The sequence below is a fragment of the Bacillus sp. HMA207 genome (assembly GCF_003402455.1).
Classification (GTDB): domain Bacteria; phylum Bacillota; class Bacilli; order Bacillales; family Bacillaceae_G; genus Bacillus_A; species Bacillus_A cereus.
In genome coordinates, this window is sequence record NZ_BEZT01000001.1 from 150,546 (window position 1) to 174,603 (window position 24,058).

Here is a 24,058-nt window from a genome sequence, read left to right on the forward strand (position 1 = left end):
GTATGGAAATGTATAGTGATTTAGCAGGGAAAGTTGTCGTTATTACAGGATCAGCAACTGGTCTCGGAAGAGCGATGGGAGTGAGGTTTGCTAAGGAAAAAGCGAAAGTGGTTATTAATTATCGCTCACGAGAATCAGAAGCGAATGATGTGTTAGAAGAAATTAAAAAGGTAGGCGGCGAAGCGATTGCTGTAAAAGGTGATGTAACCGTCGAATCGGATGTTGTGAATCTCATTCAATCTGCTGTGAAAGAGTTTGGTACGCTTGACGTTATGATTAATAATGCAGGGATAGAAAACGCGGTACCGTCGCATGAAATGCCGCTTGAAGATTGGAATAGGGTAATTAATACAAATTTAACAGGTGCTTTTTTAGGAAGTCGTGAAGCGATTAAATATTTTGTAGAACATGATATTAAAGGATCAGTCATTAATATGTCTAGTGTTCATGAGAAAATTCCGTGGCCACTATTTGTGCACTATGCAGCAAGTAAGGGTGGTATTAAACTGATGACAGAAACGTTAGCGCTAGAGTATGCGCCAAAAGGTATTCGAGTAAATAATATAGGACCAGGTGCAATTAATACGCCAATCAATGCAGAAAAGTTTGCTGATCCTAAAAAACGTGCTGACGTAGAAAGTATGATACCTATGGGCTACATTGGAAAACCTGAAGAAATCGCAGCAGTAGCAACTTGGCTTGCTTCATCAGAGGCGAGTTACGTAACCGGAATTACGCTATTTGCAGATGGTGGAATGACGTTATATCCATCGTTTCAAGCTGGGCGTGGGTAATATAAAAGGACGAAGAGATAAAACTCTTCGTCCTTTTTTTAAAAAAAAAAAATAGCGGCCAGCTATTTTAAATTTAGTGATTAATTGTATCTTGAAGAAATTCTGTTGCTTGATGTTCAGAAACATTTTGTACGAGTGCAACTTCACTGATCATCATTTTTCGGGCGTTATCTAGCATTTGTTTTTCACTCGCATTTAAAGTTCTCTCTTTATTGCGGCGAAGTAAATCCCGAACAACTTCTGCGCTATCTTGTAAATTGCCGTTTTTCATTTTTTCCATATTCATTGTATATCTTTGTTTCCATGAGAGTGATGTGTCTGACTCCCCGTTTTGAAATTCAAGAAGTATATCATCTAACGTACCTCGATCAACGATATAACGAATACCTGATTTTTTTAATTGATCCATCGGAAGCATTACTTGCATATCTTTACTAATGATGCGTATCACACAATATTGACGTGAAGTACCTAATATTTCTTTCTCTTCAATTGCTTCGATGATTCCTGCACCGTGCATTGGATAAACGATTTTATCACCAATTTGAAACAAATCATCCACCTCCATATGTGGTAACCACTTTTAATGATAACATACGTATGTAAAAATGTCAAATTTTATATAATAACATAATATTTATATTCGAGTCAATAAGATAAAGTGCTTTTTTTGTATTTTTTCGGGTTTTATTTATAGTGATTTTTTTAGAAAAATAGTACAGGTGAAGAAAGAAGGCATATCCACTTATTTTTAAGCATAAAATGTAAAAGCGCTAATACAATATACCTAAATCCGTTCTTTGCAAAGGAGGGAGAGAAGGTGGGGCGCACAATAAAAATTGATATTACAAATAAAGTTGTAGCTAAATTTAGACCAAATTATTTGGAATTATATACGAGTAAATTTATGATAGGTAAGTTTTATGTCTATACTGAAGATAAAAAATATGTGTTAGAAGACGGATATATATATGAGAATGGAAAGTTTTATCGCATCATAGATACGCACCGTGGCAATAATCAAGCGGCGGAGGGCTGCGATCTAGGATGGTGTTAACATGATTCGTGTGAAAGTTTTTGATGAAAGTCACGAAAAAGACTTAGAAGACGCTGTGAATGTGTTTTTGAAAAAGATTGATGATAGCAACTTTGTAGATATTAAGTATCAAGTTGGTGTTTCTATTAACGACGATGAAAACCAAATTTATTGTTTTTCAGCAATGATCGTTTATAAAGCATAAAAAAGAGCTGGCTCACCCAGCTCTTTTTTATGTTTTATGTTGGGACAACATGTGTCGGTAATACGTTCATAATAGATTGGGTTGTGCCTAATTTCTTTGTCGTTAAAAGAGGCTCCCCTGTTTCATGGTTTTGGGCATCTTTACACATACCAAGGTGATAACGATCACCTAAAAATGGATCAATATAAAAACCGTTTTTGAATACTTTATCATTTGGATGTTTTTCATGATGAATATCAGAGCAGTTAATGCAATAGAACATCGCTTTCATCCCCTTTTTATTTTTGTTTGAAAAAAGTGAGTCGGTAGTCATTTCGCTCCTGAGGAAATGTTGAGGAGAAGAGAAATAACTACCTACTCAAATGGTGGGCATATTCCTTCTGACTTTGTCATATCTCGCGTATTGTCCCTTGAGGGAAGGAGGAGAGACGAAGTACGCATGATATAAGTAAGGCGCTTCTTTCAATATGAATGATGGAGTTTCATGTTGAGAGAAGTTTTTATTTTGTATTGCCTTTGTGAGTATATTATGAGGAAATGCTAAGAGGGTGTTTGTCCTGTTGAAAAAATGTTGAGAATTTCTCAACAGTAAAAGGATTAGCGTTGACATGAAACTAAAAGGTGTTATATTATCAAAGTATAACCAAAAGGTGTTATGTTATAACGCCGAGTAAAGGAGAATGAAAATGGAACAACAAAATACATTAAATGATATTAAACAAACAATCGTTTTTAACGCGTCTATTCAAAAGGTATGGAGTGTAGTATCAACTGCAGAAGGGATTGCGTCATGGTTTATGCCAAATGATTTTGTATTAGAGGTAGGACATGAATTTCATGTGCAATCACCATTTGGGCCATCACCATGTAAAGTATTAGAAATTGATGAACCAAACCATTTATCTTTCTCATGGGATACAGATGGCTGGGTTGTTTCATTTGATTTGAAAGACTTAGGAGATAACAAAACAGAATTTACGTTAATTCACGGCGGCTGGAAACATCCTGATGAAATTCTTCCGAAAGCAAATGCGAAGAGCTCTATTATTCGCGATAGAATGAGCGGTGGTTGGGTAGCGATTGTAAATGAAAAACTGAAAAAGGTTGTCGAAGGCTAAGTGTCCTCGTCAGCAGCGAAATATGATGTATTTCAAGCAATTGCTGATCCAACCCGCCGAGAAGTAATACGGTTATTAAGTGACAAAGAGTTACCGATTTCCAAAATAACGGATCATTTTCCGATGAGTCGTACTGCGGTTGTAAAGCACCTTCATATTCTTTCAGAAGCGAATTTAGTAAGTGGAAGAAAAAGCGGAAGAGAGAAGATATATCGTTTGCATCCAGAACCATTAGAAGAATTACAACAATGGCTCTCGTATTATGAACGTTTTTGGGATAATAAATTATCCATGCTGAAACATATTGTGGAGAATGAAAAATAAAAAAGGATGACCAAAATGGTCATCCTTTTTATTGTTGCTCACTTGTTTGTGTAGCTGGCTTTAATAAGAGCCAAGCGATAATTAATGTAAATACTGCTAATACGAAAGTGCTCATATAAATGACGTGTACGCTTGATGCTAATGCAGATTGCGATTCGGTTACTACGTTTGCTGTAGTACCGCCATGTCCACCAGATACAAGATCAAGATTTTTAATACCACGTGCGTGAATCATCGTATTGAAGATTGTACCGAATATTGCAGCACCTAACGTTTGACTAAATGTATTAATAAATGTGTTTAAACCAACAGCTGTTCCGCGTGTATGAGCTGGTACGGCTGCTTGAATTGTTACCATGTAAATCGGTGTCACAAGCCCCATGCCTAAGCCGAATAATCCGACTGCTACATAAATAAGGAACGATGGTGAATTTGTTGATAGTGTAAATAATAAGAACGTAGCGACTGATAAAATGCTAGCTCCAAGTAAAATGATTTGTTTCGTTTTTAATTTGCCTACTAAGTTACCAGAGAAAATAGCGCCAAATGTCCACATAACAGGAATTGGCATTAAAATAAGTCCAGCTTCTGTAGCGTTTTTCCCTAATACACCTTGGCTCCAAATTGGAAGGTACATTGTAATACTAATAATCATTGCGCCAGCAATAAGAGTTAATATATTTATCGTAGATAATGTACGGTTAGAGAAAAGTGATAGCGGAATTAATGGTTCCGGAGATTTCTTCTCGATGAATAAGAAAATAATAAATGAAATAGCGGCAAAGATTAATAGGCCGATAATTGTCATGTCTCCCCAGTTTTGCTTACTGCTACCTGTTAATAATGCATATAGTAGAGCGATTGTACTTAATGAGAAGACTGTTGCACCAAGATAATCGATATGATGCTTAGCAGGTTTAATAGATTCTTTGTAGTAAATTGCAATCATTAAGCAAGCGATAATTCCGAATGGAACGTTTAGGAAGAAAATATAGCGCCAAGAAAGGGAATCAACTAAAAATCCACCTACTAACGGTCCGATAACACCGGATACACCCCAAACGGCACTCATCCAACCTTGTGCTTTCGCGCGGTCTTTCGCTTCGCTATATAAGTCGCCAATAATCGTCATTGTGATTGGCATAACAGCACCAGCACCGATACCTTGAAGCGCGCGGAAGAAGATTAATTGTTCCATCGATGTAACGACTCCGCAAAGTGCAGAACCGACTAAAAAGATTGTAGCTCCGATCAGTAAAACTTTTTTACGGCCAAATAAATCAGCGAGCTTTCCGTATATTGGAGTCGAAACAGCTGTTGCAAGCATATAAATTGCATATACCCAACTAACAAGTTCGACGCCTGACAAATCACTCGTTATACGAGGGATTGCTGTACTAACAATCGTTCCTTCTACCGCAGAAAGAAACGTCATTAACATTAAAGACATCATGACTTTTTTTCTCATTTGTTTTTCCCCTTACCCTTTTTTAAATATTCAACAATATAAAATATAAAGGTACTAAGGTATATAAAGCAACAAAAAAGCAATGGGAAGTTAAGTGGAGCCTATATTTGTCGTTTCTTGTCGGTAAGTCGATATATTTGGGAAATCGCCGATATAAGTTGCAGAATCGCTCATATAATTTCATGTACCTATAAAAAAAGAAACAGGAATCCCTGTTTCTTTTTTTTAATACTGCATTTTCGCGTTTTCTCCAGCTGTCGTTCCGGCAATTCTACCAGTAACAAGGGCTGATGTAATATTATAGCCACCAGTATAACCATGAATATCAAGAACTTCTCCGCAGAAATATAAGCCGTTCGTAAATTTAGAAGACATTTCTTTCGGATTAATTTCTTTCACGGATACACCGCCGCCAGTAACGAATGCTTTTTCAATTGACTGCGTACCATTTACATTCACAGTAAACTCTTTAAAGTCTTTCACAAGTGCACGAATCTTTTCGTGAGAAACTTGTCCAGCTTGTTCGCTGCCGTCAATTTCATTTTTTTCTAATAAGAATAGGAAGTAACGTTCAGGAACATAACCTTTTAAAACGTTTTTAATTCCTTTTTTTGGATCTTCTTTCATTTGTTTCAGCATGCGCTGAAACAGTTGCTCACTATTTTCCTCTGGCAATGCATCAATACTCATTTGTATTGTATTCGTTTTAAACTTTTTCAGTGCTTTCACGACGAATTGGCTACAGCGAAGAGCAGCAGGTCCAGATAGGCCGAAATGAGTGAAGAGCATGTCCATTTTGTGAGAAATGATAGCTTTTCCTTTCGGGTTTAATACACTTAAGTTTATATCACGTAAAGCAAGACCTTGTAATGAGCGGTCACGTATAAACGGCTCGTTTGAAAGGATAGGTACTTCTGTTGGGAATAATTCTGTGATTGTATGACCCGCTTTTTCAGCCCAAGCATATCCGTCTCCAGTAGATCCAGTTTGAGGAACTGATTTTCCGCCAACAGCGATAACGACGTGATTTGTTTCTAACACTTCGCCTGTTTGCAGTATAACTGCTTTTGTTTGACCATTTTCATATTCAATCGTTTCAACAGGCGTATTTGTACGAATTTTTACACCTAAGTCTTTTAATCGTGTTAAAAGTGCGTCTACAACAGATTGTGCTTTGTTTGACACAGGGAACATGCGACCGTGGTCTTCTTCTTTCAATTTAACACCGAGATTTTCGAAGAATGTAATAATATCTTCATTATTAAAAATAGAAAAAGCGCTGTATAAGAAGCGACCGTTTCCTGGTATATGTTTAACAATTTCATCAAGTGGTAGACGGTTCGTTACGTTACAGCGTCCGCCACCAGAAATTGCAAGTTTACGCCCAAGTTTATTTCCTTTATCAAGAAGTAAGACATTTGCGCCTTCTTCTGCAGCACCAATTGCAGCCATTAGCCCAGAAGGACCGCCGCCGATGACAATAACATCATAATGCATAATATATCGACCTCATTTTCTACATTTCCTGCCTAAAAGAATAGCATGTTTTCCCTTAAAAGAAAAATAGAGTGAAGTACTGCTTAATGAGAGAATTGTGGTACAATACAAAAGTTAGAGTTCAGCACTATCCTGCCATTTGTAGGCGATAAGACTAAAACCTCAAGATTTAGGAGAAGTAAATAGGGAGTCTGTTAGCCTGTAAATGCTCGAATGGTTCAACTAATAAGGAGTAGGAGAGAAGTCTCCAACTAATTATAGTTTCACTTTATGTAGATGTAGGAGGATTTTTGTATGTCCGATTCGAAATTTCTGCGCGGAACGCTTATTGTTACGCTAGGGACATTTTTAGTAAAGTTCTTAGGCATGATTTACGTCTTTCCGTTTCATGCATTAGTAGGAACAGAAGGCGGAACGCTCTATACATATGGATACATTCCATATACGATCTTTTTAAGTATCGCAACGGCAGGTGTGCCACTTGCTGTTTCAAAATTTGTTTCCAAATATAATGCGCTTGGCGATTATAAAACGAGCCGGAGAATGTTCCGCTCGGGAATGGTTATGATGATAGTAACAGGAGTTCTTTCGTTCCTAGTACTGTACATGACGGCGCCATTGTTTGCAGAAGCGATGCTTGGTAAACAAAGTATACACAATAATGTAGGAGAAGTTACGACGATCATTCGTCTTGTAAGTTTCGCGCTTATTGTTGTACCAGCAGCGAGTTTAATTCGTGGTTATTTCCAAGGTCACCAGTCTATGGGACCAACTACCGTTTCACAAATTATTGAACAAATTATTCGTATCGTCTTTTTATTAGCAGGTAGTTTTATCGTTATTAAAGTACTTGGCGGTACAGTTGCAACAGCAGTTGGAGTAGCGACATTTGCTGCGTTCGTTTCAGCGGTTGGAGCACTCGGTGTGTTAATTTGGTACTGGCTAAAACGTAAAAAATATTTGGATCAATATTTAATTGAACAAACTGTACCAGAATCAACAGTAAGCACCGTTCAATTGTTTAAAGAGTTATTTGCATATGCGATTCCTTACGTTGTAATTGGGTTAACAATTCCTTTATATCAACAAATTGATACATTGACATTTAACTCAATTATGCAGGCGATTGGTCAAGGTGATATCGCAGAGCGAGCTCTCGGTATTTTCACAATGTGGACGCATAAGTTAATTATGATTCCTGTATCACTTGCAACAGCGTTTAGTTTAACGCTTGTACCAGCAATTACAAAATCATTTACTGAAAAACAATACCGCTATTTGAAATTACAAATTACACAAACATTCCAGGCAAATATGTTTTTAACATTGCCAGCAGTTGTCGGTATTTCTTCACTTGCATATCCAATTTATACTGCGTTTTACGATTCAGATCCACTAGGTGGACAAGTATTAATGTGGTATGCACCAGTTGCGTTGTTATTCGCTTTATTTACAGTAACAGCGGCAATCCTGCAAGGTATTAACCAGCAGAAGCATGCGATTATTGCGCTTATAATGGGCGTTATTTTGAAATTTGTATGTAACGTAATCTTTATTCGTTATTTCGGTACAGTAGGAGCAATTCTAGCGACAGCAGTTGGTTTCTTAGCTTCTGTTTGGTACACAAATCAACAAATTAAAAAATACGCACACTATTCATTCGGTGTTGTATATAAAAGAACATTCCAAATTGCAGTACTGACACTTATAATGGTCGTTGCTGTAAAACTATCACAATGGATTCTATCCTTCATGATTTCGCCTGATGGCCGTATTGGTGCTCTTATAACAGTTGCGATTTGTGCAGGTATTGGCGGTCTTGTTTACGGATTGTTAGCAATTCGCACAGGAGTACTTGAAAGAGTATTTGGTGGAGAAGCATTAGATAAAATTCAACGTAAACTTGGTAGTAGATTTAAAATAAAGTTGAAATCAAGAGGGGCGTAATTACGTCCCCTTTTCTATGATAAATAAAGAAGGTGAAAAACGTGAGATTAGATAAATTATTAGCAAATATGGGATATGGAAGTAGAAAAGAAGTAAAGAAATTATTGAAAGATGGCGTTGTGAAAATTGATGGAACGCCAGTAAAAGATGCGAAAGTTCATGTAAATGTAGAAGAGCAAGAAGTTATGATTCACGGTGAAGTTGTGGAATACAAAGAATTTGTTTACTTAATGATGCATAAACCACAAGGTGTTATTTCAGCGACGGAAGATGATAATCATGAAACAGTAATAGATTTATTAGAATTAGAAGATGCAATCTTTGATCCGTTCCCAGTTGGACGACTTGATATCGATACGGAAGGCTTCCTATTGATAACAAATGATGGGAAGTTATCACATCAATTATTATCTCCGAAAAAGCATGTGCCGAAAAAATATTATGCACACGTTGCAGGAGTAGTAACAGAAGAGGATGTAAAAGAATTTGCTAAAGGTGTTATTTTAGACGATGGCTATGAAACAAAGCCAGGTGCACTTACAATATTGAAAAGCGATGATATTTCTGAAATTGAGCTTGTGATTACGGAAGGGAAATTCCATCAAGTGAAGCGTATGTTTGAAGCGGTAGGAAAAAAAGTAGTCTACCTAAAGAGAACAGAGATGGGTCCGTTAGTATTAGATGAAGAACTAGAACTTGGACAATACCGAGAGCTAACAGATGAAGAAGTAGAAATGTTAAAAACATATCAAGTAGATACTGAAAAGTAGTACCTACCTTTATAGGCGCAGAAAAGACCCCTTTCTAATTATTAGAAAGGGGTATGTATTTATTTACCATACAATTATTTTTCGTTATGAGGTCATTCTCACTTTCTTTCCTGTTGTTGTCCACTTACCGCGGCAAGGGCTATACACGAGTTCATTAAACTGCAACACATTTAGATCACGTTGTATCGTTCGCGGTGTGATCCCGAACTCATCTACAAGGTCTTTCGTCGTTACCGTTCCGTTTTCATTGATGTACATATAAATTGATTTAATGCGTGTTAGCATACGAGTAGTTGTAGGTTTCAAGAGAAAACCACTCCTCTACTAGTTTTTTTGACCCCATTCAGGAAAGAAGGTCGTTACTACCATTGTACTCTACATGATAAAATTCATGCTTTAATCTACTTAAATTTTACAGAAATTTAACAAATATTCATATAGAAAAATATTGGTAGTTGACATTGTATATATGGTCAGTCAACTAACACATAAAATTCTACGTAAAACGCCAAATTCCTGCAAATTTTTTTGAAAAAACAAAAGAAAAACTAATAAGAAATATCTGAAATATTACAATTGTTCGGTATTTAGTTTTCGTGTATGGCATAAGAGATTTCGGTTTGTTATGATGAAAGAAACAATATAGTGAAGGATGGATGCGTGATGTCAGCAATTAATTGGACAGAAGAAGTTGCGAAACGAAAAGATGATTTAATTCGTGATACACAACAATTTTTACAAATTAAAAGTGTATGGGAAGAAGAATCTGCGAAAGAGGGCGCACCATTCGGTGAAGGTGTAGAAAAAGCTTTATCTTTCATGTTACTTAAAGGAGAAACTGAAGGTTTTACTTCTAAAAATTTAGAAGGATATGCAGGTCATCTTGAAATGGGGCAAGGAGAAGAATTAGTAGGTATTCTCTGTCACGTTGACGTTGTACCAGAAGGAGATGGCTGGACGACTCCTGCATATAGTGCAGATATTCGCGACGGAAAGATTTTTGCACGTGGTGCAATTGACGATAAAGGCCCAACGATGGCAGCATATTATGCGATGAAAATTGTGAAAGAATTAGGCTTACCTCTTTCCAAACGTGTTCGTATGATTATAGGAACAGATGAGGAAAGCAATTGGAAATGTGTAGATCACTACTTTAAAAACGAAGAAATGCCAACAATCGGTTTTGCGCCAGACGCGGATTTTCCAATTATTAATGCAGAAAAAGGAATTTCTGATATACAAGTTGTGCAAAATGGTAGTGAAGAGAAAAAAGGTACATATGAACTTGTTTCATTTGATTCAGGGCGCCGTTTAAATATGGTTCCTGATTTTGCAGAAGCGGTTATTACAGGAGAAGATGTAAATGCACTTACAGTAGCATATGAAGAGTATTTACAAACTGCTAAAAAAATAGGGAAATCGACTATAGAAGGAAATACAGTGACGTTGCAAATAGAAGGAATTTCAGCGCATGGATCTACTCCTGAAAAAGGAGAAAATGCAGGTTTATTATTAGCAAACTTCTTAACTACAGTTTCACTTGATGGAAAAGCAACTGCATTTGCGACATTTGCAACAGAAACATTTACTGGTGATATTTTTGGTGAAAAAGCTACTATTGCTTATAAAGATGAAATTAGCGGTCCGTTAACAGTGAATGTCGGTCGCATTTCTTATACGAAAGAAAACGGTGGTAACTTAGGGCTAAACGTACGTTACCCAGTTACAACTAACTTTGAAGAAACAATTGTGAAGTTGAAAGCATATGTTGGTACGCATGGTTTTGAAGTGGCTGACTATTCTAATTCTCGCCCGCATCACGTCGATAAAGATCACGTATTAATCCGTACGTTACAACGTGTGTATGAAGAACAAACAGGTGAAAAAGCAGAACTATTAGCAATCGGCGGCGGTACTTATGCTCGTTCATTAAAAGCTGGTGTGGCATTTGGCCCGCTATTCCCTGGAAAAGAAGAACTTGCGCATCAAAAAGATGAGTATATCGAAATTGAAGACTTATTAAAAGCAACAGCAATTTACGCGCAAGCAATTCATGAATTAGCGAAGTAATGGATATATAAATAATGTCCGCTCTCTATTTTGGAGAGCGGCTTCTTTTTACCTGAATGAGATAAGAAAGAAAAGCAACAATAGAAAGAAGGAGAAGATGTACATGGAACTGCATTATTTTGTCGCAATTACGTTACCGAATCATATAAAAGAAATGCTGTCTAACTATAAAGAGGACATGCAAGAGGAATTACAATTTCGTTCATGGGTACATAAAGAAGACTATCATATTACCCTTTCATTTTTAGGGAGTGCAACGGAGGAACAGCTAGAGGGAATAAAGAATGGATTACAAACAATTGCAGAAACAAAAGAACTATCGTTCACATTACAAGGTTTTTCAACGTTTGGTAGGGAAGATCAGCCTCGTATTTTTTGGGCGAAGGTAAGTGAGAATCACGATTTGTTTCAGTTGCAAAAGCAAATACATGCCATTTGTGAAGAAAATGGATTTTCTCTAGAAACACGCCCATATCACCCGCATATTACCGTTGCTCGTAAATGGATAGGAGAAGAAAAGTTTCGTTTAGAAAGTATAAAAGAAGTGCCTGAAATATCATTTCAAGCAGATACAATTACTTTATACGAATCCCACGTGAAAGAAACCCCGAAGTATAAATCGATTGCTGAAATAAAATTACAAAAATAGAATGTTGAAAACGTTTTTTATGCAGGTGAATATACTATAGAGAAGAATGGAGTTACTGTATAGAGTCTTGTTGATAAGAAAAGCCTTATCATTTGCAGCTCATTTTATCTCGCCTAATTGGTGAAGGCTAATAATAAGTGAGGATGGAGAAATTTTCTCGCTCATTAAAGTTTCACTTTATTTTAACTTTGAGAATGATGGTGATTTTTTTATGTTGAAAGTAAAACGTCCATTTGATGCCTATTTAGATGAAATGAATAAAATTACAATTTTGCTCCCACATGCGTATGGAACAAGTCGGACATTTCGTTTGCAAGAAGGAAGTAATGTGAAAGATTTACCGATTGCTCATACGATTGCGCTTCCAGATGCAACGAAGTATGAGTGCTTTATAGAAGAGCCGCTAGATGTGGGGAAGTATTATACAGTACGAGATGAACGGAATGAAGAAACTGATTTACAAATAGGTGCTGTTATTCGAACAAAAATTTTCGATGAAAAGTATTATTACGAAGGTACAGATTTAGGTGCTGTTTATCAAAAAGAAGAAACGACATTTAAAGTATGGGCCCCAACTGCAAGGCTTGCGAAAGTAAGAATTTATAAGAGCGATAAAGAATATGCCGATCATGAAATGTACAGGGGAGAAAACGGAGTTTGGATTCAAACATTACAAGGTGATTTAGACGGAGCACGCTATACATTTCTTGTTTGTATTAATTTAATATGGAACGAAGCTGTGGATCCTTATGCAAAGTCGGTGACGGTAAATGGAAAACATGGTGTTGTTATCAATTTAGAAAAAACGAATGTAACAAGACGAGAGGGATTACCAACATTACAATCAATGACAGATGCCATATTGTATGAACTGCATATTCGTGATGCGACTATACATCCAAATAGTGGAGTAATTCAAAAGGGAACATATAAAGGATTGATGGAAGAGGGAACAACAGGACGGAATGGGACATTAACAGGGTTGTCTCATATAAAAGATTTAGGTGTTACACATGTTGAACTATTACCTTTATATTGTTTCGGTGGTGTAGATGAGGCGAATCCTTCGTCCGCCTATAATTGGGGATATAATCCATTATATTACAATGCACCAACAGGATATTATGCTACAAACCCCTCTGATCCGTATAACAGGATAGTTGAGTGCAAACAACTAATTGAAACATTTCATAAACAAGGTATTAGGGTGATTATAGATGTTGTATATAATCATGTTTATGAAAGAGAGCTATCATCATTTGAAAAGCTTGTTCCAGGATATTATTTTCGTCATGGTGAAGATGGTATGCCTTCTAATGGGACGGGAGTCGGAAATGATATAGCGTCTGAACGGAAAATGATGAGGAAATTCATTGTAGAGTCTATTTTATATTGGCTTACTGAATACAATGTCGATGGATTCCGATTCGACTTAATGGGAATTTTAGATGTTGATACAATGAATATGATAGAAAAAGAAGTGCGAAACATAAAAAGAGATGCTTTGTTATTAGGAGAAGGATGGGATTTACAAACACCGCTTCCTCGTGAGGAAAAAGCAACGTTAAATAATGCGAAGAAAATGCCACATATCGCGCAGTTTAATGATCAATTTCGTGATGGGATAAAAGGGAGTACCTTTCATATAAATAAGCGTGGTTTTGCATTTGGTGGGCATGTAGACTGTAATCATTTGCAGTATATTGCAGCAGGAAGTCTTTTAAGTATGAAAGAAACAGGGCTGTTTCTAGAGCCAGCGCAAAGCATTAACTATGTAGAATGTCATGATAATATGACGATGTGGGATAAACTAGTGCGCAGTAATGAAGAATCAGAAACGATTTTGAAAAAACGTCACCTGTTAGCGAGCGCAATGGTTATTCTTTCACAAGGCATTCCTTTCTTACACGCAGGGCAAGAGTTTTATCGTACGAAGAAAGGAAATGAAAATAGTTATAATGCAAATGATGAGATCAATCAATTAGATTGGGATCAAAAAGAGAAAGAGATAGAGATAGAGACCGTTAACTATATAAAAGGTTTAATTGCGATTCGTAAAGAGCATGGGGCATTCCGATTACAAAGCGCAGACCTTATAAAAAAACATATGACTTTTTTACAAACATCTACAGAAGTACTTGCATATCACCTAGAGCATGTAGAAACGTTTGGGCCGTGGAAAGAGATTATCGTCTTATTTAATAGCGGTTTAGAAGCTAAAACTGTGCAACTTCCGAAAGAAGCAACGTGGCATGTGTTAGTAAACGAAAACGAAGCGAAAATAGAGCCAATTTCTTCATTTAGAGGAAAGGAACTTAAGCTCGCTCCAATTAGCACGTATATATTGACGATAATGTGACAAATCGCTACTTGACGATGAGAATGTAATAAATGTAGAATTGACAAAGGTGACGATTTTGATAAGTTGTCATTCTATGACAGGTTTTGTAAAATAAAATAGAGGATTTTTGGCTTAGGCTAATTTTTCTTTTCATTTACAGTAAAATATATGAATCCACAACATGTGTAGAAATGTTGCGGTTTTTCTTTTCATAACTATAAAAGATAAGGATTTGTTAACGGGTAATGAATATGGAATGGTTGGAACAATTATTAGGAAAAGAGTGGAGTCTTGTACCGGCTGGTGGAGTAACGGGCGATGCATATATTGCGCAAAACGGACAACAGAAGTTATTTTTAAAGCGGAATACATCGCCCTTTTTAGCGGTATTGTCAGCAGAAGGAATTGTTCCAAAATTACTTTGGACAAGAAGGGTAACGAATGGTGATGTAATTTCTGCTCAAAAATGGCTTCCGGGACAGAAGCTAGAGCCAGAGGATATGAAACTAGAACGTGTTGCGAAACTTTTGAAGAAAATACACTCCTCTAAAGCGCTTGTACAGATGATTCAAAGACTTGGGAAGCAGCCGCTTCACGCACAAGAGTTATTACAACAACTGCAACTCGTTTTAAGAGGAGATATAAGGGATGATGAAACAATTCAGCAAGGCCTTCAATATTTAATGGATTCATTAAAAGCTATTGAATACAATGAATTCGTTGTATGCCATTGTGATGTAAACCATAACAACTGGCTATTGTCGGATGAAGATGAATTGTTTTTAATTGATTGGGATGGAGCTGTAATTGCTGACCCAGCTCTAGACCTCGGTATGTTATTATATTGGTACATTCCGCGCCAGGAATGGAGTGAGTGGCTCGGTTACTATGATATTGAAATGGATGAATCGCTGCTTAGGCGTATGAGATGGTATGTGATAGCACAAACGATTTTGTCTATTCAATGGCATACAACAAAAAAACAGCAAGCAGAAGCTGAATATTGGCATCAATATTTACAGCAACTACTTGCTTCAGAATGATACTTAAGAAAAATTGTCCATTCCAGCAATCCACTGAGTAAGTTGTTCTTGATTATTGGAAATATGGTTGTCCAAATTAGAGGAAGATTTACCCGATTGACTATAAGAATATACATCGTTTAGCATTGTTTTAGCGTCACTACTTATATTATCGTTTGCGAGTAACGATTGAATGAGGCGCTCTAATTGCTCGCATTCTGAAACTGTCCCGCAGCAATCACTTTGGTGGTTGACTAAAATATCTTTCAGCACTTCTAATTGATGTTGTTGATTAATTGGCATGAACGGATCATCCTTTCGATTGTTTTTCTCTTCAAATGTAAGAGAAAAAGCTGTTTCGTCATGGAATGTTTAATGCTGTATGTAGTTTTTATCAAAATGGTACATCTTATACTTGAAAGAAACGGACCGAGTGCTCGTACGTACTTGGTTTTTTGTTTGGTAGATTGATTAAAAAAGAAAGAAGGAATTATTCCTTTAAAATAGCTATGTAAAGAGAGGGAAACATCTATGCGTTTAAGACATAAACCGTATGCAATGGATCGAATTAATGAATATTCACATATCGTAATCGGAAACCCAGAGGAGCGCGCTGGTAGCTGGAAAGAAGTATTTGGAAACGAACAACCAATTCACATTGAAGTAGGTACAGGTCGTGGCCGCTTCATGTATGATATGGCGAAAGCGAATCCACATATTAATTATATTGGAATTGAAAAATTCACAAGTGTTGTTGTAGATGCACTTGATAAATTAATTGAAGAAGAATTACCAAACTTAAAGTTAATTAATAAAGATGCTGAAGATTTAACAGTTTTCTTTGCGAAAGGTGAAATTGATCGCGTTTATTTAAACTTCTCAGATCCATGGCCAAAGAAACGTCATACGAAGCGTCGTTTAACGTATAAAACATTTTTACGTAATTACGAAGAAGTGTTAGTAGAAGGCGGAGAAATTCATTTCAAAACAGATAACCAAGGTTTATTTGAATATTCTCTTATGAGTATGGCTGAGTACGGTATGTTACTAACGTACTTAAGCTTAGATCTTCATAACAGCGACTTTGAAGGTAACATCATGACTGAATACGAAGAGAAATTCTCTAGTAAAGGTCATCGTATTTACCGAGTTGAAGCAAAATATCGTACAGAGCCTATGCAGTAATGCGTAGGTTTTTTTACATCTAAAATAATCAGAATTTTATGTTAAGATTAATTGAAAAGGGGGATGTGTAATGGAACAGTTACAAATTGGAGATATAAAAGTAACGTGGTTAAAAGGCGGGAATACACATTTAGATGGAGGAGCAATGTTTGGAGTCGTGCCGAAAGTACTTTGGTCACGTAAATATAAACATAATGATACAAATCATATTTATTTACGAACAGATCCGTTACTTTTGCAAACAAAAGATGGAAATATGCTCATTGATTCCGGGATAGGAAACGGTAAGTTGAATGAGAAGATGAAACGAAATCAAGGTGTAACAGAAGAATCATCGGTTTATGAATCATTAGAAAAATTAGGATTAAAGCCTGAAGATATCGACTACGTCTTGATGACACATCTTCATTTTGATCATGCATCTGGTCTAACAAAATGGGAAGATGATCACCTTGTACCGTCATTTCCAAATGCGAAAGTTTACGTAAGTGAAACAGAATGGAATGAAATGAGGAATCCAAACATTAGATCACGTAATACATATTGGAAGGAAAATTGGGAGCCAATTGTAGATCAAGTTGTTACGTTCCAGCAAGAAATAGAAATTACAGATGAAATCAAGATGGCGCGTACGGGTGGTCATAGTGATGGACATGCAGTTATCGCTTTGGAGAGTCAAGGGGAAACGATGCTACACTTAGCGGATCTCTTACCGACGCATGCGCATCAAAATGTATTATGGGTAATGGCATACGATGATTATCCGATGACCTCGATTGAAAATAAGCAAAAGTGGATGAAGTATGGTGCTGAAAAAGAGGCATGGTTTACGTTTTACCATGATGCATATTATCGCGCTGTGAAGTGGAATGAGGAAGGGCATATCGTAGAAAAAATAGAACGGAAAACGAGTATAGAAGCATAAAAATAGGAGGTTGTTCCATCATATTTATTGGAGCAGCCTCTTTTTTATTGTCGGGTTTTGTTGATAAATCGATATAATTGGGAAATCGCTGATATAATTTTAATCAATACCCACAATTAAAAAATAAGAGGTTCACCTAATGGGAACCCTCCTTTTTATGCTGCTATAACCTCTAAAACAGTACCTGTTTTAGCATCAACTAAAAATTCAAATCGTTCTTGTATATCATTTAACATTGTTGTAAGACCGCCGCGATAAACTTCATATGCGACATCATATTTTTCAAATGTCTCTGGAACCATATGTACCCAAGAGCCAGTAATTTCACCTTTATGACTTAATGCTTGTTTCACCATTTTCAATGCTTTTTCTGAAGAAATATGGGATTGTTCTTGTACTTTGTTTGCAACGAGATAACCAGCTGCGAACCCAACGCCAAGACCTGCTACTAAACCTTTCCAGCTCATATATTCACCTCAATTCTATAAAATAAAAATAGTGTACCGATAATAATTATAAAGCAAATACAGCTAAAAAAGAAGAAACTAGAAACATTTCGAAAATTTCGTTACAATAAAAGAGGTATTCTACTAAGGTTTGAAAGAAGGGGACTTCGTGAATAAAGAGACATTACAATTATTTCGTACGTTAACAGAATTACAAGGTGCATCAGGTTTTGAACATGATGTACGCCGTTTTATGAAACAAGAATTAAGCAAATATGCGGATGAAATTGTACAAGACGGTTTAGGTAGCGTATTTGGTCTGAAAAAAGGGGACGAAACTGGCCCGCGTGTTCTTGTAGCAGGTCATATGGATGAAGTAGGTTTCATGGTTACGCAAATTACGAAAAACGGAATGCTTCGTTTTCAAACGTTAGGCGGCTGGTGGAGCCAAGTTTTATTAGCACAGCGTGTACAAGTTATGACGAAGAATGGTCCTGTTATTGGGGTTGTTGGTTCTATTCCTCCTCATTTATTAAGTGACGCGCAACGTGCAAAACCGATGGATATAAAAAATATGTTAATTGATATAGGTGCAGATAGCTATGAAGATGCGATTGAGATTGGTGTAAAACCAGGACAACAAATCGTGCCAATCTGCCCGTTTACACCGATGGCAAATGAGAAGAAAATTATGGCGAAAGCTTGGGACAACCGTTACGGATGTGGTCTTGCAATCGAATTATTAAAAGAATTAAAAGATGAAACATTACCAAATACATTATATTCTGGTGCTACTGTACAAGAAGAAGTAGGGCTCCGCGGAGCGCAAACAGCTGCAAATATGATTCAACCAGATATTTTCTATGCGCTTGATGCAAGTCCAGCAAACGATGCATCTGGTGACAAAACACAGTTCGGTCAATTAGGAAAAGGTGCTCTTCTTCGTATTTACGATCGCACGATGGTAACACATAGAGGAATACGCGAATTCATTTTAGATACAGCAGAAACAAACAACATTCCGTACCAATACTTTATTTCACAAGGTGGTACAGATGCGGGCCGTGTACATACAAGTAACTCTGGTATCCCATCAGCAGTAATTGGTGTTTGTGCACGCTACGTTCATACACATGCTTCAATTTTACATGTTGATGATTATGCAGCGGCGAAAGAATTAATTACGAAGCTTGTAAGAGCAACGGATAAAACGACGTTAGAGACAATTAAGAATAATGCGTAGAGAGGAAGAAGGGCTGAAGAGCCTTTCTTTTTTTAGCTTGAATAGATGACCTATCCATGAGTGGGAATGGTCAGTGCCTAATTGGTGCTCGAATGGTGTATTAAGACCCTGGATAGGAAAAGAGAGGAAGGCTGTTTTTGTTTTTGAAGACGGTAATGTTGTTAGAAAAAACCTTCTTTTTTAGCTTGAATAGATGACCCAGCGATGAGTGGGAGCGGTCAGTGCTTAATTGGTGTTCGAATGATGTATGAAGACTCCAAGTAGGAAGTGAGAGGAAGGCTGTTTTTGTTTTTGAAGACGGTAATGTTGTTAGAAAAAACCTTCTTTTTTTAGATTGAATAGATGACCCATCCATGAGTGGGAGTGGTCAGTGCTTAATTGGTGTTCGAATGATGTATGAAGACCCCAAGTAGGAAGTGAGAGGAAGGCTGTTTTTGTTTTTGAAGACGGTAATGTTGCTAGAAAAAACCTTCTTTTTTAGGCTGAATAGATGACTTGGTGATATGTGGTAGTGGTTGATGCTTAATTCGTATCTGATAGGGATATTAGAATAGAATGATGAATTTTTATAGAGGTGAACGAAATGAAAGTAGTAGTAGGATCAAAGAATAAAACGAAGGTTGGCGCTGTGGAGAAGGTTTGGAAAGATGCTGAAATTACATCTCTTTCTGTTCCGTCAGGAGTATCAGCTCAGCCTTTCTCAGATGAAGAGACGATGCAAGGAGCGATTAATAGAGCGAAGCGAGCGCTAGAGGAAGGAGAAGCTCCAATTGGTATTGGGCTAGAAGGCGGCGTAATGAAAACGGAGCACGGTTTATTTATGTGTAACTGGGGCGCGCTAGCAACAATGGATGGGAAAGTATTTGTGGCCGGAGGAGCGCGTATTACGTTACCAGACGATTTTTTAGCACCTCTTGAAGATGGTAAGGAATTAAGCGAAGTGATGGAAGAGTTTGTGCAGCGAAAAGATATTCGTAGTCACGAAGGTGCTATCGGTATTTTTACAGATGATTATGTCGACCGCACGGAATTATTTGTACACGTTGTTAAGTTGTTAGTTGGGCAATATAAGTATGACAAAAAGCAAGCATAAACCTTGCACCGTGCGCGATGTATGGTAGTATAAAAGAAAGATTATAACATGAAAAATGCACCCGTTAGAGGAGGAAATATAGATGAAGTCATTAGAAAGCATGGAGCAATTCCAACAGTTAAAAAATGAAGAGAATGTAGTCTTTATGTTCTCAGCAGAATGGTGCCCAGACTGCCGCTTTGTAGATCCATTTATGCCAGAAGTAGAAGAGAAATATAGTGATTTCTCATTTTACTATGTAGATCGTGATGAGTTTATTGATCTATGTGTAAAATTAGACGTATTTGGCATTCCGAGCTTTGTAGCGTACAATAAAGGTGAAGAAACTGGTCGCTATGTAAACAAAGATCGTAAAACACAAGAACAAATCGAAGAGTTCATTGAAGGTTTAAAATAAGGCAATTTGCCAATTGAATTGTAAAACAACCTCTACCTTCGCGGGGGAGGTTATTTTTTTGGAAGGGAGGAAAAAGAGATGAAGATGACAAGTAAAAAGATGAAAGATGAGTTAATAAAGAAATTATCTCGCCCAGAATGGGACTTTCAGTATGATAGTGAGAAAGAAGTTTTACGTATTGAACAAAAAGACTCCAAAAAAGGTATTAACGTATCGCTTCCAGGAGTTGTGGCAAAATGGGAAGTGAACAAGGAAAAGGCAATTGAAGAAGTTGCTTATTACGTACAAGAAGCGCTAATTGCGATGCATAAAGAAGAAAATAGCGGAGCGAAAATTTTACCTGTTATTCGCTCTACTTCTTTCCCGAAACAAGCAGAAGAAGGAAATCCGTTTATTATGACGGATCATACGGCGGAAACACGTATTTACTACGCGCTAGATTCGAATAAAACGTATCGACTAATTGATGAGCGTCTATTACAAAAATTAGAACTTACAGAACAGCAAGTGCGTGAAATGGCATTATTCAACGCACGCTCATTAGGTTATGAATTTAAACAAGACACAGTAGCGGGTAATACATTCTACTTTTTAAACACAAATGATGGGTATGACGCGACTCGTATTTTAAACGAATCGTTACTACAATCGATGCGTGAAAAGATTTCTGGTGACATGGTTGTTGCTGTTCCTCACCAAGATGTATTAATTATTGCTGATATCGTCAACGAAATCGGTTATGATATTATTGCACAAATGACAATGAAATTTTTTGCCGAAGGGCATGTTCCGATTACATCACTTTCATTCGTATATGAAGATGGAGAATTTGAACCAATCTTTATTTTAGCGAAAAATCGGAAGAAGACAGATGGAAAAGAGAAAGGATGAACGAAGTGAACGTTTTTTACAACCTTGAAGGAATTGGTGACACTTTAATTGTTGCCTTACAAGATATTACTTTAGAGAACCGTACTTTTGATCGCAAAGGAGATGTTGCACGCGTATACGATCGTGAAAGCAACGAGACAGCAGGATTCAACATCTTTAATGCATCTTCTTACTTAGAAGTAAAAGAAACAGGCAACCTTACATTAACGAAAGAGCTTGTAGAGAAAATCAACGAAATTTTAGCGAAGAACGGCTTTGAAGAAACAGTAGAAGCAGATCTTTCTCCGAAATTTGTTGTAGGCTATGTAGCTGAAAAAGAAAAACATCCAAATGCTGATAAGCTAAACATTTGTAAAGTAGAAATCGGTACAGAAACATTACAAATCGTATGTGGTGCACCAAACGTTGATGCAGGACAAAAAGTTGTCGTTGCAAAAATCGGCGCTGTAATGCCAAGTGGTATGTTAATTAAACCAGCAGAGCTTCGCGGTGTTCCTTCTTCTGGAATGATCTGCTCTGCACGTGAATTAGAGCTTCCAGATGCTCCACAAGAAAAAGGTATTCTTGTATTAGAAGATAGCTTTGAAGTTGGACAAGAGTTTAAATTTTAATTGATATAAGAAAAGAGAGGTTGTCCTTTTGGACAGCCTCTCTTTTTTTTGCATTCATTGTTGGTAATTCGATATTCCGTGTCGAATCGTTGATATATGTAGAGTTACGATAGATATATTTGAAAAATCGTTGATATATGTAGAGTTACGATAGATATATTTGAAAAATCGTTGATATATGTAGAGTTAAGATAGATATATTTGAAAAATCGTTGATATATGTAGAGTTACGATAGATATATTTGAAAAATCGTTGATATATGTAGAGTTACGATAGATATATTTGAAAAATCGTTGATATATTGAGAGTTGTGATAGATATATTTAAAAAATCGTTGATATATGTAGAGTTACGATAGATATATTTGAAAAATCGTTGATATATGTAGAGTTACGATAGATATATTTGAAAAATTGTTGATATATTGAGAGTTTTGACAGATATATTCAAAAAATCATTCATATTATAAGGATGTCACCTTTTTTCTTAAAATCTATATTGTATTTTATAAACAAACTAGTTAAAATTTAGAAAAATAGAAGGGGATAGACGTATGAAACAACAAATAAAAATCGCAGAACTTCTAAAACGAATTGAAACTTCAAAACAGCAAGATATTGAGCTAGGTACTTATGAAATATATGTGTTTAGTGAAAGTGAATTAGAAAAAGGACAAATCGGTTACCGATACGATAAACATAAAAATTCATTAATAAGTGAAGAAAACGGAAAGTGGCAAGAAGGATGGATTACAATTGGATATGAAACGGATATGGGCGATCCAGTTTTCGTAAATATAGATGATGACGCTTATCCGGTTTATACTGCAGAACGTGGTACAGAAAAATGGCAGCCAGTTTATATTGGAAATATGGATGAGATTATAGGGCAATTATAAGAAAAACTTTGAATCTGGTGCAAAGTGATGGGAGAGAAGTATGAAGTATATAAAAATAATGAGCATGATTGCATTCATTGGAATATATATGGCCGGTTGTTCACAAGAGCAGCCGAAAAAAGAAACTACATCTTCTATACAAGAGAAAAACAAAGATACCAAAGAAGACGCACCGGTAGAAAAACAGCAAGAACAAGAAAAAAACGAAGAATTGCAAGCAATTCAAACGAATGAGCAAGTAGAACATAAGCAAGAGGAAGTATCATCTGAGGAAAAGAAAGAAGAAACTACGCCAGTGCAGCCAATTGAGCAACCAGTGCAAAATAATGAACAAAAAGTAGAGAGTAATGAAAAACAAGAGAAGTTTCTCGTCGTTATTGATCCAGGGCATCAACAAAAAGCGAATTTAAATTTAGAGCCAATTGGACCAGGGGCAACAACGCAAAAATATAAAGTGACAGACGGTACAACAGGTGTTGTGACGAAAAAGAGAGAGGCTGTACTTGTATTAGAAATGGCTTTTTTATTAAAAGAAAAGCTTGAAGCAAAAGGGATACAAGTATTAATGACGAGAACATCACAAGACGTTGATATAAGTAATAAAGAACGGGCGACATTCGCAAATAATCATAAGGCGAATTTATTTTTACGTCTTCATGCAGATGGTTCTGAAAATCCAAACGAAAGTGGATTTGCTGTATTGACGCCGGCAGAAGGAAGTCCGTATACGAAAGAGATTTATGCGGAAAGTCTTCAAATCTCTCAAATGATTGTAAATAAAATGAGGGAGAATCAACAAGTAAAAGTAAATGGAATTAAATTTCGGGATGATCTTTCTGGATTTAATTGGGCAAAGGTTCCTGGTGTGTTATTAGAACTTGGGTTTATGTCAAACCATGAAGAAGATAAAAAATTATCTGACCCGCAATATGTAAATTCTTTATTGCAAAGTGTAACGGATAGCATAGATGCATATCAGAAGAGTAAAGCTTAAGCGCAGTCTTATATGAAAGGCTGCGTTTTTTCATATGAAACACTCGTAAATTAGAATATTGTGGATAAATATGACATGCTTAATTTTACCTGCACTTTTTGCCGAATGCTGATACAATAAAGGATGTTACTAT

The 24,058-nt window shown here is 36.5% G+C and carries 27 protein-coding genes; 20 read left to right on the forward strand and 7 right to left on the reverse strand.

Annotated elements, in window-relative coordinates; all coding sequences use genetic code 11:
• Positions 1–8 precede the first annotated feature (8 nt).
• Complete coding sequence (locus tag HMAS_RS00925) at positions 9–794, forward strand: glucose 1-dehydrogenase (protein WP_000286673.1); 786 nt, start codon at positions 9–11, stop codon at positions 792–794.
• 73 nt (positions 795–867) lie between these two features.
• On the opposite strand, the gene HMAS_RS00930 is transcribed toward HMAS_RS00925, so the two are convergent.
• A complete protein-coding gene (locus HMAS_RS00930; RefSeq protein ID WP_000451445.1) occupies positions 868–1,362 on the reverse strand; it encodes a CarD family transcriptional regulator in 495 nt (164 codons plus the stop codon).
• 252 nt (positions 1,363–1,614) lie between these two features.
• Between HMAS_RS00930 and HMAS_RS00935 the strand changes: the two genes are divergently transcribed.
• Both HMAS_RS00935 and HMAS_RS00940 read left to right on the forward strand, forming a co-directional pair.
• The gene (locus HMAS_RS00935) at positions 1,615–1,851 is read left to right on the forward strand and encodes a DUF2553 family protein (RefSeq protein WP_000533804.1); all 237 of its coding nucleotides are present in this window, start codon (positions 1,615–1,617) and stop codon (positions 1,849–1,851) included.
• Between the two features lies 1 nt (position 1,852).
• Positions 1,853–2,035, forward strand: coding sequence for a sporulation protein Cse60 (locus tag HMAS_RS00940; RefSeq protein WP_000621751.1), 183 nt, complete (start codon positions 1,853–1,855; stop codon positions 2,033–2,035).
• 34 nt (positions 2,036–2,069) lie between these two features.
• On the opposite strand, the gene HMAS_RS00945 is transcribed toward HMAS_RS00940, so the two are convergent.
• Positions 2,070–2,297, reverse strand: a complete 228-nt coding sequence (locus HMAS_RS00945; protein WP_000498989.1) for a DUF3973 domain-containing protein — start codon at positions 2,295–2,297, stop codon at positions 2,070–2,072.
• 424 nt (positions 2,298–2,721) lie between these two features.
• Here HMAS_RS00945 and HMAS_RS00955 point away from each other — a divergent pair, with 424 nt between their 5' ends.
• Both HMAS_RS00955 and HMAS_RS00960 read left to right on the forward strand, forming a co-directional pair.
• Positions 2,722–3,153 carry an SRPBCC family protein gene (locus HMAS_RS00955; RefSeq protein WP_000437765.1) on the forward strand — a complete coding sequence of 144 codons (432 nt, stop codon included), beginning with the start codon at positions 2,722–2,724 and terminating at the stop codon, positions 3,151–3,153.
• Positions 3,154–3,477, forward strand: coding sequence for an ArsR/SmtB family transcription factor (locus HMAS_RS00960; RefSeq protein ID WP_006924901.1), 324 nt, complete (start codon positions 3,154–3,156; stop codon positions 3,475–3,477). It abuts the gene before it with no gap.
• Positions 3,478–3,505: 28 nt separating this feature from the next.
• Here HMAS_RS00960 and HMAS_RS00965 read toward each other — a convergent pair whose 3' ends face one another.
• Both HMAS_RS00965 and HMAS_RS00970 read right to left on the reverse strand, forming a co-directional pair.
• Entirely contained in the window at positions 3,506–4,945 is a 1,440-nt protein-coding gene (locus HMAS_RS00965) for an MDR family MFS transporter (protein ID WP_006924902.1), read from the reverse strand.
• Positions 4,946–5,170: 225 nt separating this feature from the next.
• On the reverse strand, positions 5,171–6,442 hold the full coding sequence (locus tag HMAS_RS00970) for an NAD(P)/FAD-dependent oxidoreductase (protein WP_000558859.1): 1,272 nt from the start codon (positions 6,440–6,442) through the stop codon (positions 5,171–5,173).
• A 294-nt stretch (positions 6,443–6,736) separates the two neighbouring features.
• Between HMAS_RS00970 and HMAS_RS00975 the strand changes: the two genes are divergently transcribed.
• Together HMAS_RS00975 and HMAS_RS00980 are read left to right on the forward strand one after the other, a co-directional pair.
• Positions 6,737–8,389: a putative polysaccharide biosynthesis protein gene (locus tag HMAS_RS00975; RefSeq protein ID WP_001284028.1), complete on the forward strand. Its 1,653-nt coding sequence runs from the start codon at positions 6,737–6,739 to the stop codon at positions 8,387–8,389.
• Positions 8,390–8,430: 41 nt separating this feature from the next.
• The gene (locus HMAS_RS00980) at positions 8,431–9,159 is read left to right on the forward strand and encodes a pseudouridine synthase (protein WP_001234947.1); all 729 of its coding nucleotides are present in this window, start codon (positions 8,431–8,433) and stop codon (positions 9,157–9,159) included.
• 84 nt (positions 9,160–9,243) lie between these two features.
• On the opposite strand, the gene HMAS_RS00985 is transcribed toward HMAS_RS00980, so the two are convergent.
• Complete coding sequence (locus HMAS_RS00985; protein ID WP_000805512.1) at positions 9,244–9,465, reverse strand: DeoR family transcriptional regulator; 222 nt, start codon at positions 9,463–9,465, stop codon at positions 9,244–9,246.
• Between the two features lie 357 nt (positions 9,466–9,822).
• Between HMAS_RS00985 and pepV the strand changes: the two genes are divergently transcribed.
• From pepV to HMAS_RS01005, 4 genes are all read left to right on the forward strand, one after another.
• Entirely contained in the window at positions 9,823–11,229 is a 1,407-nt protein-coding gene (pepV, locus tag HMAS_RS00990) for a dipeptidase PepV (RefSeq protein WP_116344669.1), read from the forward strand.
• 103 nt (positions 11,230–11,332) lie between these two features.
• The gene (thpR, locus tag HMAS_RS00995; protein ID WP_000418984.1) at positions 11,333–11,878 is read left to right on the forward strand and encodes an RNA 2',3'-cyclic phosphodiesterase; all 546 of its coding nucleotides are present in this window, start codon (positions 11,333–11,335) and stop codon (positions 11,876–11,878) included.
• A 211-nt stretch (positions 11,879–12,089) separates the two neighbouring features.
• Positions 12,090–14,237, forward strand: coding sequence for a type I pullulanase (gene pulA / locus HMAS_RS01000; RefSeq protein WP_116344670.1), 2,148 nt, complete (start codon positions 12,090–12,092; stop codon positions 14,235–14,237).
• Between the two features lie 227 nt (positions 14,238–14,464).
• The gene (locus tag HMAS_RS01005; RefSeq protein WP_001986674.1) at positions 14,465–15,262 is read left to right on the forward strand and encodes a phosphotransferase family protein; all 798 of its coding nucleotides are present in this window, start codon (positions 14,465–14,467) and stop codon (positions 15,260–15,262) included.
• A gap of 3 nt (positions 15,263–15,265) precedes the next feature.
• Here the strand turns inward: HMAS_RS01005 and HMAS_RS01010 are convergent, their stop codons facing one another.
• Complete coding sequence (locus HMAS_RS01010) at positions 15,266–15,544, reverse strand: YtzH-like family protein (protein WP_001122235.1); 279 nt, start codon at positions 15,542–15,544, stop codon at positions 15,266–15,268.
• A 228-nt stretch (positions 15,545–15,772) separates the two neighbouring features.
• Here HMAS_RS01010 and trmB point away from each other — a divergent pair, with 228 nt between their 5' ends.
• Both trmB and HMAS_RS01020 read left to right on the forward strand, forming a co-directional pair.
• Positions 15,773–16,426: a tRNA (guanosine(46)-N7)-methyltransferase TrmB gene (gene trmB / locus HMAS_RS01015; RefSeq protein ID WP_001239385.1), complete on the forward strand. Its 654-nt coding sequence runs from the start codon at positions 15,773–15,775 to the stop codon at positions 16,424–16,426.
• 70 nt (positions 16,427–16,496) lie between these two features.
• Positions 16,497–17,351 carry a YtnP family quorum-quenching lactonase gene (locus tag HMAS_RS01020; RefSeq protein ID WP_000436855.1) on the forward strand — a complete coding sequence of 285 codons (855 nt, stop codon included), beginning with the start codon at positions 16,497–16,499 and terminating at the stop codon, positions 17,349–17,351.
• A 155-nt stretch (positions 17,352–17,506) separates the two neighbouring features.
• Here HMAS_RS01020 and HMAS_RS01025 read toward each other — a convergent pair whose 3' ends face one another.
• Positions 17,507–17,818 carry a PepSY domain-containing protein gene (locus HMAS_RS01025; RefSeq protein WP_000118543.1) on the reverse strand — a complete coding sequence of 104 codons (312 nt, stop codon included), beginning with the start codon at positions 17,816–17,818 and terminating at the stop codon, positions 17,507–17,509.
• Positions 17,819–17,966: 148 nt separating this feature from the next.
• Between HMAS_RS01025 and HMAS_RS01030 the strand changes: the two genes are divergently transcribed.
• The 7 genes from HMAS_RS01030 to HMAS_RS01065 all read left to right on the forward strand — a co-directional run bounded on the left by HMAS_RS01030 (position 17,967) and on the right by HMAS_RS01065 (position 23,925).
• Positions 17,967–19,040 (forward strand): M42 family metallopeptidase, encoded by a 1,074-nt coding sequence (locus tag HMAS_RS01030; protein WP_001031513.1) that lies wholly within the window; start codon positions 17,967–17,969, stop codon positions 19,038–19,040.
• Between the two features lie 583 nt (positions 19,041–19,623).
• Positions 19,624–20,133: a DUF84 family protein gene (locus HMAS_RS01035; RefSeq protein WP_000869940.1), complete on the forward strand. Its 510-nt coding sequence runs from the start codon at positions 19,624–19,626 to the stop codon at positions 20,131–20,133.
• Positions 20,134–20,215: 82 nt separating this feature from the next.
• Positions 20,216–20,530 carry a thioredoxin family protein gene (locus HMAS_RS01040; protein ID WP_000838193.1) on the forward strand — a complete coding sequence of 105 codons (315 nt, stop codon included), beginning with the start codon at positions 20,216–20,218 and terminating at the stop codon, positions 20,528–20,530.
• A 78-nt stretch (positions 20,531–20,608) separates the two neighbouring features.
• Positions 20,609–21,421 (forward strand): DUF1444 domain-containing protein, encoded by an 813-nt coding sequence (locus HMAS_RS01045; protein WP_000784588.1) that lies wholly within the window; start codon positions 20,609–20,611, stop codon positions 21,419–21,421.
• Entirely contained in the window at positions 21,418–22,032 is a 615-nt protein-coding gene (gene ytpR, locus HMAS_RS01050; RefSeq protein ID WP_001006761.1) for a YtpR family tRNA-binding protein, read from the forward strand. The genes HMAS_RS01045 and ytpR overlap by 4 nt, the downstream gene beginning before the upstream one ends.
• 554 nt (positions 22,033–22,586) lie before the next feature.
• Positions 22,587–22,931, forward strand: coding sequence for a hypothetical protein (locus HMAS_RS01060; RefSeq protein ID WP_000813166.1), 345 nt, complete (start codon positions 22,587–22,589; stop codon positions 22,929–22,931).
• A 40-nt stretch (positions 22,932–22,971) separates the two neighbouring features.
• Positions 22,972–23,925 (forward strand): N-acetylmuramoyl-L-alanine amidase, encoded by a 954-nt coding sequence (locus HMAS_RS01065; protein ID WP_016123463.1) that lies wholly within the window; start codon positions 22,972–22,974, stop codon positions 23,923–23,925.
• The last annotated feature ends 133 nt before the right edge of the window (positions 23,926–24,058 follow it).